12 protein-coding genes are annotated in these 13,996 nt (G+C 68.8%); 2 read left to right on the plus strand and 10 right to left on the minus strand.

Features of this window, described 5'->3' with window-relative positions:
- Positions 1–104 precede the first annotated feature (104 nt).
- The 4 genes from EV666_RS00825 to argH all read right to left on the minus strand — a co-directional run bounded on the left by EV666_RS00825 (position 105) and on the right by argH (position 6,507).
- On the minus strand, positions 105–2,858 hold the full coding sequence (locus tag EV666_RS00825) for a TIGR02302 family protein (protein ID WP_132001485.1): 2,754 nt from the start codon (positions 2,856–2,858) through the stop codon (positions 105–107).
- Positions 2,859–3,008: 150 nt separating this feature from the next.
- On the minus strand, positions 3,009–4,277 hold the full coding sequence (lysA, locus tag EV666_RS00830; RefSeq protein WP_132001488.1) for a diaminopimelate decarboxylase: 1,269 nt from the start codon (positions 4,275–4,277) through the stop codon (positions 3,009–3,011).
- Positions 4,278–4,476: 199 nt separating this feature from the next.
- A complete protein-coding gene (gene lptM, locus EV666_RS00835; RefSeq protein WP_245514131.1) occupies positions 4,477–4,782 on the minus strand; it encodes an LPS translocon maturation chaperone LptM in 306 nt (101 codons plus the stop codon).
- Between the two features lie 324 nt (positions 4,783–5,106).
- The gene (gene argH / locus EV666_RS00840; RefSeq protein ID WP_132001494.1) at positions 5,107–6,507 is read right to left on the minus strand and encodes an argininosuccinate lyase; all 1,401 of its coding nucleotides are present in this window, start codon (positions 6,505–6,507) and stop codon (positions 5,107–5,109) included.
- A gap of 168 nt (positions 6,508–6,675) precedes the next feature.
- Between argH and EV666_RS00845 the strand changes: the two genes are divergently transcribed.
- Together EV666_RS00845 and EV666_RS00850 are read left to right on the plus strand one after the other, a co-directional pair.
- The gene (locus EV666_RS00845) at positions 6,676–7,173 is read left to right on the plus strand and encodes a TlpA disulfide reductase family protein (protein WP_165909852.1); all 498 of its coding nucleotides are present in this window, start codon (positions 6,676–6,678) and stop codon (positions 7,171–7,173) included.
- 154 nt (positions 7,174–7,327) lie between these two features.
- Positions 7,328–8,302, plus strand: a complete 975-nt coding sequence (locus tag EV666_RS00850) for an MBL fold metallo-hydrolase (protein WP_132001500.1) — start codon at positions 7,328–7,330, stop codon at positions 8,300–8,302.
- Between the two features lie 138 nt (positions 8,303–8,440).
- Here the strand turns inward: EV666_RS00850 and grxD are convergent, their stop codons facing one another.
- From grxD to purS, 6 genes are all read right to left on the minus strand, one after another.
- Positions 8,441–8,776 carry a Grx4 family monothiol glutaredoxin gene (gene grxD, locus EV666_RS00855; protein WP_132001503.1) on the minus strand — a complete coding sequence of 112 codons (336 nt, stop codon included), beginning with the start codon at positions 8,774–8,776 and terminating at the stop codon, positions 8,441–8,443.
- A 362-nt stretch (positions 8,777–9,138) separates the two neighbouring features.
- Entirely contained in the window at positions 9,139–9,378 is a 240-nt protein-coding gene (locus EV666_RS00860; RefSeq protein ID WP_132001506.1) for a BolA family protein, read from the minus strand.
- Between the two features lie 215 nt (positions 9,379–9,593).
- Positions 9,594–11,813, minus strand: a complete 2,220-nt coding sequence (purL, locus tag EV666_RS00865; RefSeq protein WP_132001509.1) for a phosphoribosylformylglycinamidine synthase subunit PurL — start codon at positions 11,811–11,813, stop codon at positions 9,594–9,596.
- Positions 11,814–11,861: 48 nt separating this feature from the next.
- A complete protein-coding gene (gene purQ / locus EV666_RS00870; RefSeq protein ID WP_132001513.1) occupies positions 11,862–12,557 on the minus strand; it encodes a phosphoribosylformylglycinamidine synthase subunit PurQ in 696 nt (231 codons plus the stop codon).
- A complete protein-coding gene (locus EV666_RS00875; protein ID WP_132001516.1) occupies positions 12,554–13,516 on the minus strand; it encodes an alpha/beta hydrolase in 963 nt (320 codons plus the stop codon). The genes purQ and EV666_RS00875 overlap by 4 nt, the downstream gene beginning before the upstream one ends.
- 15 nt (positions 13,517–13,531) lie before the next feature.
- A complete protein-coding gene (purS, locus tag EV666_RS00880) occupies positions 13,532–13,774 on the minus strand; it encodes a phosphoribosylformylglycinamidine synthase subunit PurS (protein ID WP_132001518.1) in 243 nt (80 codons plus the stop codon).
- Positions 13,775–13,996 lie beyond the last annotated feature (222 nt).

Raw genomic sequence — 13,996 nt, forward strand, 5'->3', positions numbered from 1 at the left:
CATGTTCGAACCTGCCTGTTTTCCCCACGGGTCGCATGCGCCGCTGGTCAATGCCTGCGGCGGCGCATCATCCTGCCCGCCGGGCGCCGCCGCCCTTCGCCGTCTTACCGGGGACCGAGCAGTCTCTCCAGATAATCCAGTTCTTCCCGGGAGCGTTCGCTGTCGCCAAGCCGGCGGCGCAGCTCGTCAAGAATGCGCCGCGCCCGCGCCCCGGCCGCCTCCGCGGGTTCGCCGCTCTCCATCCGCCCGGCGCCGCGATCCTGGCCGCGTAGCGGACGGCCCAGGGGATCGGTTTGCGGTCCGCCGCCATTGGCGCCGCGCGCCCCTGGCTGCTCGCCGTCCATATCCTGGGCCCCATCCTGATTCTGGCCGCGGCCCTTGCCGTCCGCTTCCGCCATTTGCCGGGCCAGGTCCTGGGCGCCGCGACGCATCTGGTCGAGGGCGCGGCCCTGGGAATCGACCGCCTCGCCAGGGCTCTCACGCTCCAGCGCCTCGCCGGCGCCGCGCATCTCGCGGTCGGCGTCGCCAAAGCCCTTGCCGGTTTCCGCGCCGTCGCGCTTCAGTTGCTGCTGCAACTCCTCCAGCTGGCGGCGCAAGGCTTCCTGGCGCTGGCGCAGGTCGCCGGGGCTGGCGTCGGGCTGGTCTGGCTTTCCGCCAGCGCCGCCGCCTTTCTGGCCGCGCTGGCCTTGCCCGCCGGCGCCATCGCGCTGGCCTGGGCCCGGACGTTCACCCTGCCCCGGACGTTCACCTTGCCCTGGCCGCTCACCCCGCTGCGCCCCTTCATTGGGTCCGCCGGGCCGGCCCTGCTGGGGGCTCCCGTCCTGCCCGTCGCCGTTCTCGCCGTCCTGCCCCTGCTGGCCCTGGCGGAAGGTTTCGTCGCGCAACGCCTGCTGCCGCCGCATCAGTTCGTCCAGGTCGCCGAGCGCCTTGCCGAGCCGGCGTCCCGCTTCGCCCTGGGCGCCCTGATCGCCGCCCTGCTGTCCGCCCTGGCCGCCGCCCTGCGACGGGCTGGCGGTGCGCAGGTTTTCCATAAGCTGGCGCAGGCGGTCGAGCAGGCGCGCGGCCTGTTCCCGCTGCCCCTGGCGCGTCAGTTCCTCTATCCGGTCGAGCAGCTTCTGCAGGTCATCCTGGGTGATCGTCCGCGCATTGGCGTCGCCCTGCTGCTGCGGCCGGCCGCGCGCCTGCCGGCCCATCTCAGCCACATAGCGGTCCATGGCCCGGCGCAGTTCCTGCGACAGGCGGCGAATCTCGTCCTCGCCGGCGCCGCGTTCGATGGCGTCGCGCAAGGCCTGCTGGGCCTGGCGCAGCTGCTTTTCAGCGTCCGACAGGTCACCGTCCTCGATCACCAGCGCCAGCTGCCACAACTGTTCCGCCACGTCGATCAGGGCCGGGTCGCCGTTGGCGCGGCGCAACTGCTCCGCCACCCGGCGCAGGCCGAGATAAGTCCCTGATCGCGGCGTGAACAGCTCCGGCGCGATCAGCAGCGCGTCCAGCGCCGTCTGCACCCGCTCTCGCAGGTCGGGGGCGAGAATCAGGTCGCGGCGCTGCTCCACCAGCGCGCGGGCGAGCGGATCGGCGAAGGTGCGCTCTGGCAAGGTCAGCGTCACCGTTTCGCTGCGGCCTTCCTGGCCAGCATCGTCCTTCACGACCAGGGTCAGCGATACATTGGCGCCGGCCCAGGGATGCGAGGCCAGCTCGGCCACCGTGCGCAGTTCCGCGCCGTCGCCGGGATTGGCGGGCAGGTTGAGGCTAATGTCCGGCGGCCCGGCCAGGCTGCGACCCGCGCCGCCGCCGATGCGCCTGATCTCGGCCCGGCCGGAGGCGAGGCCGTAGTCGTCCGTCGCCGTATAGGTGATGGTGAGAGAGCCGCGGGCGCCGCCGGCGGGCGCGCCCTTCAACGTCACTTTCGGCGGCTGGTCGGGTATGGCCCGGAACTGGACCACATGCGCGCCGCCCCCGGCCCGGATGGAAACCTCGCCGTCGCCGGTGATCCTGTAGCGCGCGCGTTGCAGCCCGGCGGGCGGCGCGTCGCCCGCTTCGCCAGGCGCCGGCGTGAGGCCCGAGCCGGCGCTGACCGTCAGGTCGTCGCCCGCCGCCTGCACCACGAGGATGCTGTTGACGGGAACGCGCATGGGGCCGGTTGGCGCGGCCCCGGAAGCCAGGTCGAGCATGACCGGCGGCCGGCGGGTGTAACGCGGCGGATCGATCCAGCCGTCGAGCCGGCTGGCGTTCTGCACCGCCAGATCGAGGCTCCAGTTCCAGGTGAAGCCGGATGACAGGCGATTGCGCCAGTCCGGTCCGGCGACAAACGCGGCGGTGACCAGGGCGAGCACCGGAAGGGCGCGCAGGGCCCGCCGGTCCCGGTCGGCCATGCGCACCACCGGGGCGCGCAGGCGCAGCGCGGCCAGCCGCCGCTCCAGCATGGCCTGGTGACGGCGCCACAACGCCCGGGAGGCTGGATCGGCAAGACCGGTCGCCTGGGCGTCGGCGTAAGCGGAGGCGATGCGGGCGCGGGCCAGACCTGGGGCGGACCTGTCGAGCCGCGCCAGGGCCTCGTCGCGACCCGGCCAGCGCAGGCGGGTCAGGGGCCACAACGCCGCGACGGCGGCGACCAGGAAACCGGGGCGCAGGACGTGCGTCAGGGCGGGCGGCGCCATCTCCCACAGGCCGGCGAGGCTGGCGGCGAAGTAGAGCAGGATCACGCCGGTGAGCGGCCATAACGCCGGCCACAGCCGTTCCCAGAACAGCGCCGCCTGGGCAAGGCGCGTCAGGCGCCGCAGCCGCAGGTCGCTGCGTCTGGACGTGGCTGTCGCGCCGGGCGCGTCAGCGCGCTGCCCGGATGGCGGCGTTGCTGTCATCCATGCCTCCGCGCGACGTCGGGCGTCGCGCTCTGTCTGGTCCGGTCAGACCCCCACTGTCGGCGATGAACAGGGCGAGGCCATGACCGCTGGCGGAGCCGCAACAATCCGCGACGAAAGCCATCGTGGCAACGCCCCTGATCCGCCAGATTACTCCAGCCAGGCCGGCAGGCGGTCCATGGCGATGATCTGGTCGACGGTGACGCGCGGCCGCACCACGGCCCAGGCGTCGCCCTTCGCCAGCACCTCGGGCACCAGCGGCCGGGTGTTGTAGGTGGATGACTGCACCGCGCCATAGGCGCCAGCCGTCATCACCGCCAGCAGGTCGCCGGCCTTCAGTTGCGGCAACGAGCGGGCGAGGGCGAGATAATCGCCGGTCTCGCACACCGGGCCGACGATATCGGCCACCATGTGCGGCGCCTCCGCTGGGGCGGCGAGCACCGGGACGATGTCGTGATACGCCTCGTACAGGGTTGGGCGGATCAGGTCGTTCATCGCCGCATCGACGATGACGAAGGTCTTGCCCTCGCCGTGCTTCACATACAGCACCTCGGTCACCAGCACGCCGGCGTTGCCGACGATGAGGCGGCCTGGCTCGAACACCAGGGTCAGACCGAGATCGCGCGTTTCCTCACGGATGATGCGGGCGTATTCGGAGGGCAGGGGCGGCGGTTCGTTGTCGGTGCGGTAAGGAACGCCGAGGCCGCCGCCAAGGTCGACGTGATGCAGCTGATGGCCATCGGCCAGCAGGTCGCGGGCAAGGCCGGCGATCAGCCTGGCGGCGTTGGCGAAGGGGGTGAGATCGGTGATCTGGCTGCCGATGTGCATGTCGACGCCGCGGATCGTCACGCCGGGCAGCTGCGCGGCGCGGGCGTAGACCTCGCGCGCCAGCGAAATCGGAATGCCGAACTTGTTGTCGAACTTGCCGGTGGAGATCTTGGCGTGGGTCCTTGCATCGACATCCGGGTTGACGCGGATCGACACCGGGGCCTTGCGGCCCATGCTCACCGCCACCTCCGACAGGGTCTGGAGCTCGGGTTCGGACTCGACGTTGAAGCAGAGAATATCGGCTTCAAGCGCCATCGCCATTTCGGCCCGGGTCTTGCCGACGCCGGAAAAAACAATGCGCTCGCCTGGAATGCCCGCCGCCAGGGCGCGCCGCAGTTCGCCGCCGGAGACGATATCGACGCCGGCGCCGAGGCGGGCCAGCGTCTTCAGCACCGCCTGGTTGGAATTGGCCTTGACCGCGTAGCAGACCAGCGCCGGCCCGTCGCTGAACGCCTCGGCGAAGACGCGGTAGTGCCGTTCGATGGTGGCGAAGGCGTAGCAGTAAAACGGCGTGCCGACCTCCTGGGCCACATGGCGGAGATCGACGTCCTCGGCGTGCAGCACGCCATCGCGGTATTCAAAGTGACGCATGACAGGTCCAGGCGGTGGCAGGTTCCAGGCGACGCCAGTTCCGGGCGACGTAAGATCGCGGGTGACCGGCCAGGGAGAATGACGCAGGCGCTATAGCATTTCCGGTGAAAACCGTTTCACCGGAAATGCGCCGCCCTTTTTATCTGACGCATTTTGCACGCGGTCCGCGTGTTTCTTCCCGAAAATGCCGCGGCCGGCGTCAGAGCAGCGGATCGAGCACAAACGGCCGCTGGGGAATGGTGATGCCTTTGGCGCGCTTCTTCTGGCCGCCGGGGATTGGCGAGGTGACGACCGAATCGGCGCTGTCGTCTTCCTCGTCGCCGCCCACCACCGCGCCGGTGCGCTGGTTTTCGCCAGCCTGGGCCTGGGCGGCGGCGTTCGGCGGCGCTTCGAGCGCGCCGCGGCGGCCGCAACCGGCCAGCGCCAGCGCCAGCGCCAGGACGATGAAAGCGGAGCGCGTCGCGCCGGAGGCCGACAGGCCAGGGATTGCCGTATTGCGAGCCAAGGGCTGGGTCCCCACAGGTGTTGACTGATGGCGGCTCAGTCTAGAGCGCTTTCCCATCAGGCGGAAACGCCTGATGGGTCAGGTTTCGCTCGAAAACAAAGGAAACAGGAGCGCGTCCGGTCCATAGGTACCGGAAAATGCTCTATGCCACGAAATCCTGCGTTTGCGAAAACGGCGGCGCCAGGGCGCCTGACGGCAGGCGTCGCCGGAACAGTTTCAGGAAAGGCGGACCGCGCTTCTCCCGGAAAGTGCGTCAGTCCAGCAAGGCGGGGGTTTCCGGCCAACCGGATTTCACCCGAAACGCGCCTCGGGCCGCCGGCGCGCTCAGGCGCCGGCCCTGTCGTTGCGCTCCAGCTTGCGCAGCCAGCGGCGCGCCTCGCGGCGCACGTTGGCCGGCGCCGTGCCGCCGAAACTGACGCGGCTGCGCACGGATTTCTCCACGCCCAGCACGGTGAAAATCTCCTGGGTGATGCGCGGCTCCACCGACTGCATCGCCTCCAGCGACAGCTTCTCCAGCCCCACGCCCTTTTCCGAGGCGAGGCCGACGATGCGGCCGGTGACATGGTGCGCTTCGCGGAACGGCAGGCCGAGCACCCGCACCAGCCAGTCGGCCAGATCGGTGGCGGTGGCGTAGCCGCTGCCGGCGGCCTTGCGCATGGCCGGCAGGTTTGGCGTCAGGTCCTGCACCATGCCGGTCATGGCGGCGAGGCACAGGGACAGGGTCTGGATGGCGTCGAAGGCGCCTTCCTTGTCCTCCTGCATGTCCTTGGAATAGGTCAGTGGCAGGCCCTTCATGACGATCAGCAGGCCGTTGAGCGCGCCGATGACGCGCCCGGCCTTGCCGCGCACCAGCTCGGCCGCGTCCGGGTTGCGCTTCTGCGGCATGATCGAGGAGCCGGTGGAGAAGGCGTCCGACAGGCGCACGAAACCGAACTGCGGCGTCGCCCACAGCACGATCTCCTCAGCGAAGCGCGACAGGTGCACGGCGCAGATGGCGGCGGCCGACAGGGTTTCCAGCACGAAATCGCGGTCGGACACCGAATCCAGCGAATTGGCGGTGGGCCGGTCGAAGCCGAGCGCCGCCGCCGTCTGGTGGCGGTCGATGGGGAAGGAGGTGCCGGCCAGCGCCGCCGCGCCCAGCGGGCATTCGTTCATGCGGCGGCGGGCGTCGATGAAGCGGCTGCGGTCGCGGCCGAACATCTCCACATAGGCCAGCAGATGGTGGCCGAAGGTGACCGGCTGGGCCGATTGCAGATGGGTGAAACCGGGCATCACCGCGCCGGCGAATTCCAGCGCCCGGGTGGCCAGGGCGTGTTGCAGGGCGGCGAGCTGCCCATCAAGGTCGTCAACCGCGTCGCGCACCCACAGGCGCATGTCGGTGGCGACCTGGTCGTTGCGCGAACGGGCGGTGTGCAGGCGGCCGGCGGTGGGGCCGATCAGGTCGGCGAGGCGCGACTCCACGTTCATGTGGATGTCTTCCAGCGCGCGGGAGAACTGGAATTCGCCGTTTTCGATCTCGCCGGCGATCTGGCGCAGTCCCTCGGCGATCCTTGCCGCATCAGCCTTTTCAACGATGCCGGCCTCGGCCAGCATGGCCACATGCGCCAACGAGCCGCGCACGTCCTGGGGGCCAAGCCTCTTGTCGAACTCGATCGAGGCGTTGATCTCTTCCATGATAGCGGCTGGCGCGGAAGAGAACCGGCCGCCCCACATCTTGTTGCTCATTGTCCGCCCGATCCTGGATTCATGAACGTGTCAGATAACAAATCGCGCGCCCCGCGTATCACGGCTGTCGCCGTTCTCGCCGTCGCGCTCCTGGGCGCAGGGGTATATTGGCTTGCGCAAGATCGCAACGTTTCTGGTGGTCCAGGCGGACAGTGCCCGGCCCAGGACATGGCGCCGCTGGCGGGGCTGGCGAAGGGCGAGATGGCCGGCATGCGCATTCTCCCCCGGCCGGAGAAGCTGCCGGCATTCACCTTCGTGGACGGCGCTGGCGCGACAAAATCCATGGCGGACTTCAAAGGCAAGGTGACGCTGCTCAATTTGTGGGCCACCTGGTGCGCGCCGTGCAAGCTGGAAATGCCAGCGCTTAACGCCCTGCAGGGGGCGATGGGCGGCAAGGATTTCGCGGTGCTGGCCATCAACATGGACAGCCGCGACGCCGGCAAGCCGCGCGAATGGCTGAAGGACAACAAGATCGATCACCTGACCTATTACGCCGATACGCCCGGCAAGATTTTCCAGGCCCTGCGCGGCGCCGGCCGCGCCTCCGGCCTGCCGGTGACGCTGCTGATCAACCGCGACGGCTGCCTGGTCGGCGCCCTGGATGGCGCGGCGGAGTGGCATTCGGAAGATGCGAAGGCGCTCATCAAGGGGGCGGTTGGGGGGTGAGGGCGGACGCGCCAGTTTTATGGTCGCTTCGCCAATATTTGTTGTTTTGCGTTCCGTTTGACGTTCCGACACGGGGCGCGCGCTCAGGCGCCGGACGCCGGAGCGAAATTCATAACAGTCGTCCCCGTTGCTTTGGGGGCAGGGACACAGGCTGATGCCAAGGCGCTACCATGATGGCCCGCTGACCGATCACTTTGACGGGCGGCGGTTTTCCAACCCCGGGTATCCGCCGACCGACAAGAGACTGGGCGATCTGTGGCGCTGGTGGCGGTCCGGGCAGCGGGAGAAATGGCCGCGACAGGTGGCGGTAACCAAGGTGGCGCCGGCGCCGGATGCGGATGGCGTCTGCATCACCATGGTCGGCCACGCCACGCTGCTGATCCAGGCGGGCGGCTGCAACATTCTCACCGACCCCGTTTGGGGCGCGCGCGCCGGGCCGCTGTCGCTGCTGGGTCCACGGCGCGTCACCGCTCCGGCGGTTTGCTTTGATGATCTGCCGCGCATCGACGCCGTGCTCGTCAGTCATAATCATTATGATCATTTCGACGCGCAGACGCTGCGTCGCCTGCAGGAGCGCCACCAGCCAACATTTGTGACGCCCGTTGGCAATGAGCGCCTGTTGCAGAAGGTTGCGCCTGGCGCCCGGGTGCTGACTGGCGACTGGGGCGATGCGGTGGCGTTGCCGCGGGGTGTGACGACCCGCTTCACACCCGCCAATCACTGGTCGCGGCGGGCCTTGCGCGACACGCGCATGGCGCTGTGGAGCGGCTTCATGATCGATGCGCCGGCGGGGCGCATCTGGTTTGCGGGCGATACTGGCTATGGCGATGGCGGCGTCTTTCGCGATATCCGCGCGGCGTTCGGCGCGCCCGACGTGGCGCTGATCCCGATTGGCGCCTATGAGCCGCGCTGGTTCATGGCGGCGCAGCATGTGAACCCGGATGAGGCGGTGCAGGTGTTCCGGGATATCGGCGCGCGGCGGGCGCTGGGCATGCACTGGGGCACGTTCCAGCTGACCGACGAGGGACGCGAACGTCCGCGCGAGGCGCTGGAGGCGGCGCTGCGCGGCGGCGGCATCGACGCTGACCGCTTTGTGGCGGCGGAGCCAGGCGACGTCTTCAGGTTCTGAGGCAGACGTCGCGCCCGGCGGATGCGGCGGGGGAAGCAAAACGCCCGCGTTGGGGCGCGGGCGTCGCATGCAGTTTGCATCATGTCGGCGCAGGTGGGGCCGTTTTGCGGCCGTCCGCCTGTTCGCGCCAGGCGGCCCTCACGCCTCCTGTTTCACCGCGATGCCCTTGCCGTTGAACAGCTCCTGCAACTCGCCGGCCTGGAACATCTCGCGGACGATGTCGCAGCCGCCGATGAATTCGCCCTTGACGTAGAGCTGCGGGATGGTCGGCCAGTTGCTGTAGGCCTTGATGCCTTCGCGCACGGCGGCGTCGGCCAGCACGTTGACGCCCTTGTAGGTCACGCCGAGGTAGCCGAGGATCTGGGCGACCTGGCCGGAGAAGCCGCACTGCGGGAAGTCCGGCGTGCCTTTCATGAACAGCACGACGTCGTTCGACTTCACTTCGTTGTCGATCTGGGCGTTGATGTCGGTCATCTCGCGTTTCCTGCTATGGCCTGGCCGGGCGGGTTGCCTGCCGCCGCGTCCTGGTCCGTGTGATCCATGCCGGGCGGCGCCAGCGCGCCTTGCGCTGTCATGACCCGTTTCGCCTGCACTATAGGGCGTTTCGCCCCGGCGGAACATCGCCAGCAGGCTTTGCCTCTCATGTGTGGGGCGCGGGCTGCGAAGGCAAGCCGGGCCCCTGCGTTTTGCCGGCGCCGCCGGCAGCCTCACGCCGGATCGCGAAGATGCCGGGACATCGGCAACGCCCGGCGTCCGCGTGAGGCGCCTGGCGGGAGCATGCCTTGCGCCAGCAGGCTCGCGCCAGAACGCAATGGGTGGGGCTGTTGGCTCTGGCCTCAGTCCTGCGTCGGCGTCACCGTGGTCAGCGCCAAAGCGTGCAGCACGCCGCCCATGTTGCCCTGCAGGGCGGCGTAGACCATCTGGTGCTGGGCGACGCGGCTCTTGCCGCGAAACGCCTCCGAAATCACCGTGGCGGCGTAATGGTCGCCGTCGCCGGCCAGGTCCTGGATGCGGACGACGGCGTCCGGCAGCGCCTTGCGGATCATCTCTTCAATTTCACGGGCCTGCATGGCCATGGCGCATGTCTCCATGAAGCGGTTTCCAGCAAAGTGGCCTCCACTTTGCGTCCAGAAAACGCGTGAACTCAAAATGCCCTGGTGTTTCCGGCAAAAGGGGCGCCGCTTCGCGTCAGGAAAACGCAGGAACCCAAATTGCAGGAGCGTCTGGCGTCTTTGCGCAACGCTGGCCCAATCTCGCCCGCATACAGACAGGACCGCGCCAGTAACCAGGATCAGGGATGGTCGATTTCGCCGGCCATGTAGTTTGGCAGCCAGTTGTCGTGGCCGTCGCGCAGGTCGGCGACCCTGGCTGGCGTCTCGCCCGGGATGTTGATGGCGTCGCCGCCAGCCACGCCGAGCTTGCGGAACGGAATGCCGGCCGCCCTTGCTTCCGCCGCCACGGCCTCGATGGTCGCGGCGTCGGCGGCGATGACGTAGCGGGCCTGGTCCTCGCCGAACAGGAAGGCGTGGGCCGGGATATCTGCGGGCAGCGTATCGAACGAGACGCCGATATCGCCGGCCATGGCCATCTCCGCTACCGCCACGGCGAGGCCGCCGTCGGAGCAGTCGTGCACGGTCGTCACCCTGCCGGAACGGATCAGGCCGCGCACGAAGTCGCCGTTGCGACGCTCGACAGCCAGATCGACCGGCGGCGGCGCGCCTTCCTCACGGCCGCAGATGTCGCGCAGATAGACCGACTGGCCGATCCAGCCCGTGGTGTCGCCGATGACCGCAAGCACGTCGCCGGCCTGGCGCAACGCCACGGTGGCGTGCAGGGTGACGTCGTCAAGCAGGCCAACGCCGCCGATGGTCGGGGTCGGCAGGATCGAGCGGCCCTGGGTTTCGTTGTAGAGCGAGACGTTGCCGGAGACGACGGGGAAATCCAGCGCCACACAGGCCTCGCCAATGCCCTTCAGGCAGCCGACGAACTGGCCCATGACGTCGGGCTTTTCCGGGTTGCCGAAGTTCAGGTTGTCAGTGATGGCCAGCGGCAGGCCGCCAACGGCGGTGATGTTGCGCCACGCCTCGGCCACGGCCTGGCGGCCGCCCTGCACCGGATCGGCCTCGCAATAGCGCGGCGTCACGTCTGTCGTGAGCGCGACGCCCTTGGGGCCATCCTCGATGCGGACGATGGCGGCGTCGCCGCCGGGCTTCTGCACCGTGTTGCCAAGAATCAGGTGGTCGTACTGCTCCCAGACCCAGCGCTTCGAGCACAGGTCCGGCGTCGCCAGCAGGCGGGCCAGCGCCGTGGCGTTGTCCACCGGCGCCGCCACGGAGGCGGGATCGATGGTCGGCTGGAAGGTGTTGGCGATGTGGGGGCGGTCGTACAGCGGCGCCTCGTCGCCCAGCTCCTTGATCGGCAGGTCGGCGACAGTCTCGCCATGGTGCTTGACCACGAAGCGCAGGGTGTCGGTGGTGTAGCCGACGACGGCGAAGTCGAGCCCCCATTTGCGGAAGATCGCCTCGGCCTCTTCGCGCTTCTCGGGCTTCAACACCATGAGCATGCGCTCCTGGCTCTCCGAGAGCATCATCTCATAGGCGCTCATGCCCTCTTCGCGGCACGGCACGTTGTCGAGAATCAGCTCGACGCCAAGGTTGCCCTTGGCGCCCATTTCCACGGCGGAGCAGGTGAGGCCGGCGGCGCCCATGTCCTGGATGGCGATGACTGAATCGGTCTGCATCAGCTCGAGGCAGGCTTCCAGCAACAGCTTCTCGGCGAAGGGGTCGCCGACCTGCACCGTGGGGCGCTTCTCGTCCGAATTGGCGTCAAACTCGGCCGAGGCCATGGTGGCGCCGTGGATGCCGTCGCGGCCGGTCTTTGAGCCGAGATAGACGATCGGGTTGCCGACGCCGGCGGCGGCCGCATAGAAAATGCCATCGGTCTTCGCCAGGCCAACGGCCATGGCGTTGACGAGGATGTTGCCGTCATAGCGGGTGTGGAAGCCGACCGAGCCGCCGACCGTGGGCACGCCGAACGAATTGCCGTAGCCGCCGATGCCGGCGACGACGCCGGAAACCAGATGGCGGGTCTTCGGGTGATCCGGCGAACCGAAGCGCAGGGCGTTGAGCGCCGCGATCGGCCGGGCGCCCATGGTGAACACGTCGCGCAGGATGCCGCCGACGCCCGTGGTCGCGCCCTGGTAGGGCTCGATGTAGGACGGGTGGTTGTGGCTCTCCATCTTGAAGGCGATGGCGTCGCCGTCGCCAATATCGATGACGCCGGCGTTCTCGCCCGGGCCCTGGATCACCCATGGCGCGCTGGTCGGCAGCCCCTTCAGGTGCAGGCGCGAGGATTTGTACGAGCAGTGCTCGTTCCACATGGCCGAGACGATGCCAAGCTCGGTGATGGTCGGCTCGCGGCCGATCAGCTCAAGGAAGCGCGCGTATTCATCGGGCTTCAGGCCGTGCTCGGCGACGAGTTCCAGGGTAATCTTCGGGGCTGTGGCGGTCATCGGTCGGTCAGTGCTCTGTCAGGGGGGCGGGCCGGGCGGAGGGCGCGTTCAGGCGGCCATGCGGGTGGCGAGGCTCTCGAACAGGCCGCGCCCGTCGGTTCCGCCCACCAGCGCGTCGATCAGGTTTTCCGGATGCGGCATCATGCCGAGCACATTGCGCTTTTCCGAATAGATGCCGGCAATCGAATTGACCGAGCCGTTGCAGTTGGTTTCCGGCGAGACAACGCCATTGGCGTCGCAATAGCGGAAAGCCACCAGGCCTTCGCCCTCGATGCGGGCCACCGCGTCCGCGTCCGCCGTCCAGTTGCCTTCGCCATGGGCGATGCAGACGTCGATGACCTGGCCCTGCGCGTAACGGTGGGTGAAGGCGGTGTCGGCGCGCTCGACGCGCAGGTGCTGGCGCTTGCACATGAAGCGCAGGCGGTCGTTGCGCATCAGCACGCCTGGCAGCAGCTGGGCTTCGCACAGAATCTGGAAGCCGTTGCAGACGCCGAGCACGAGGCCGCCGCGCGCCGCGTGCGCCTGCACCGCGGCCATGATGTTGGAGCGGGCGGCGATGGCGCCGCAGCGCAGATAGTCGCCGTAGCTGAAGCCGCCGGGCAGGACCACCAGATCCGTGCCAGCGGGCAGGTCGGCGTCAGCGTGCCAGACCATGGCGGGGGCGACGCCGGAGGCGTGCTTCAGCGCCCGGGCGATGTCGCGCTCGCGGTTGGAGCCAGGGAAGGTGACGACGGCGGCTTTCATGATGCGTCCCGTGACGGTTGGGGGGCGAGGGCCCGGCTGAGCGCGCCGCCCATGATGTCGAGAGCGGCTTCGGCCGCCCTCACGACCTTCGACATGGTGATGAAGCCATGCATCTGGTCGCTCATATGCAGATAGGTGGCCCTTACGCCGGCTTTCTCAAGGGCGCGGGCATAGGCGGCGCCTTCATCCGCCAGCGGATCGTGGCCGGCGGTGAGGACGAAGGCCGGCGCCAGGCCGGCGTGCGTGGGCGCGTGCAGCGGCGAGGCGCGCCAGTCGGCCCGGTCCTGCCGCGATACGCCGTAATGATCGATGAACCAGCGCATGGTTTCGCCGGTGAGCGGAAAGCCGTCCAGGTTCATCGTGTGCGATGGCCAGGCGTCGCGCATGTCCACCGCCGGATAGATCAGCAGCTGGTAGAGCAGCGGCGGCAGATCGCCATCGCGGGCCATCAACGCCATCACCGCCGCCAGATTGCCGCCGGCGCTGTCGCCGCCCACGGCGACGCGCGCCGGGTCGACATGCAGGCGCCGGGCGTTGTCGATGACGAAGTTTACGGCGGCGACGCAATCCTCCACCGCGGCGGGGAAGACATGCTCGGGCGCCAGGCGGTAATCCACCGCGACCACGGCGCAGCCAGCGGCGTTGGCCAGCCGGCGGCAGACGTAGTCATGGGTTTCCAGGTCGCCGATGACCCAGCCGCCGCCGTGAAAATAGACAAGGCAGGGCAGGGGGGCGAGCTCGTCGGGGCCGGCGGGGCGATAGTAGCGCAGCGGCACCAGGCCGCCGGGGCCGGGCGCGGAAAAGTTCTCGACCAGCGCCACGTCCGGCGCGTCAGGACCCAGGGCCCGCCGTGAACTGCGGTAGGCCTCGCGCGCCTCCAGGGGGGACAGCGCCGTCATCACGGGCCGTCCGGCGGCTTTCATGAGATCGAGGACGGTCCGGGCGTCAGGGTCCAGCATCGCCTTGCTCCAGCGTCAGGAGAGAATCTCGACCCTGTAGTTTTCGATGACGGTGTTCGCGAGAAGACGCTCGCACGCATCCTTCAGGGCCGCTTGCGCCGCTTCAGGTTGGGTGTGGGCGAGTTCAATGTCAAAGACCTTGCCCTGGCGGACGCCGGTGACGCCTTCAACGCCGAGGGATGAAAGCGCGCCTTCGATTGCTTTCCCCTGCGGGTCGAGCACGCCGGTCTTGAGGGTTACGGTGACTCGGGCCTTCATGGATGCTCCGCACTGTCGGATTTCAGGAGTCTGCCTGGACAGGAGCTCGCCCCGACATATCGGGCGGCTGGTCCGGCGGTTCTGTCACGCCCCGTGGCGGCGAAGGTCCCGCCAGCATCCGGGCTGGCGGTGATCTTTTCCTGACAGGGCGAAAACGCCTCACCGGCTCCTGGCCGCCAAATTTCAGGCGGGCTCAAGGGGGGCTTAACCCGTCTTGCGCGT

Origin of the sequence: Camelimonas lactis, from assembly GCF_004342915.1 — a bacterium.
GTDB lineage: Bacteria > Pseudomonadota > Alphaproteobacteria > Rhizobiales > Beijerinckiaceae > Camelimonas > Camelimonas lactis.

What these genes read in the sequence shown, in the direction of transcription:
- EV666_RS00825 (WP_132001485.1), bottom strand. Translation starts at nt 2,858, where the DNA reads ATGACAGCAACGCCGCCATCCGGGCAGCGCGCTGACGCGCCCGGCGCG.
- lysA (WP_132001488.1), bottom strand. Translation starts at nt 4,277, where the DNA reads ATGCGTCACTTTGAATACCGCGATGGCGTGCTGCACGCCGAGGACGTC.
- argH (WP_132001494.1), bottom strand. Translation starts at nt 6,507, where the DNA reads ATGAGCAACAAGATGTGGGGCGGCCGGTTCTCTTCCGCGCCAGCCGCT.
- EV666_RS00845 (WP_165909852.1), top strand. Translation starts at nt 6,676, where the DNA reads ATGGCGCCGCTGGCGGGGCTGGCGAAGGGCGAGATGGCCGGCATGCGC.
- EV666_RS00850 (WP_132001500.1), top strand. Translation starts at nt 7,328, where the DNA reads ATGCCAAGGCGCTACCATGATGGCCCGCTGACCGATCACTTTGACGGG.
- grxD (WP_132001503.1), bottom strand. Translation starts at nt 8,776, where the DNA reads ATGACCGACATCAACGCCCAGATCGACAACGAAGTGAAGTCGAACGAC.
- EV666_RS00860 (WP_132001506.1), bottom strand. Translation starts at nt 9,378, where the DNA reads ATGGCCATGCAGGCCCGTGAAATTGAAGAGATGATCCGCAAGGCGCTG.
- purL (WP_132001509.1), bottom strand. Translation starts at nt 11,813, where the DNA reads ATGACCGCCACAGCCCCGAAGATTACCCTGGAACTCGTCGCCGAGCAC.
- purQ (WP_132001513.1), bottom strand. Translation starts at nt 12,557, where the DNA reads ATGAAAGCCGCCGTCGTCACCTTCCCTGGCTCCAACCGCGAGCGCGAC.
- EV666_RS00875 (WP_132001516.1), bottom strand. Translation starts at nt 13,516, where the DNA reads ATGCTGGACCCTGACGCCCGGACCGTCCTCGATCTCATGAAAGCCGCC.
- purS (WP_132001518.1), bottom strand. Translation starts at nt 13,774, where the DNA reads ATGAAGGCCCGAGTCACCGTAACCCTCAAGACCGGCGTGCTCGACCCG.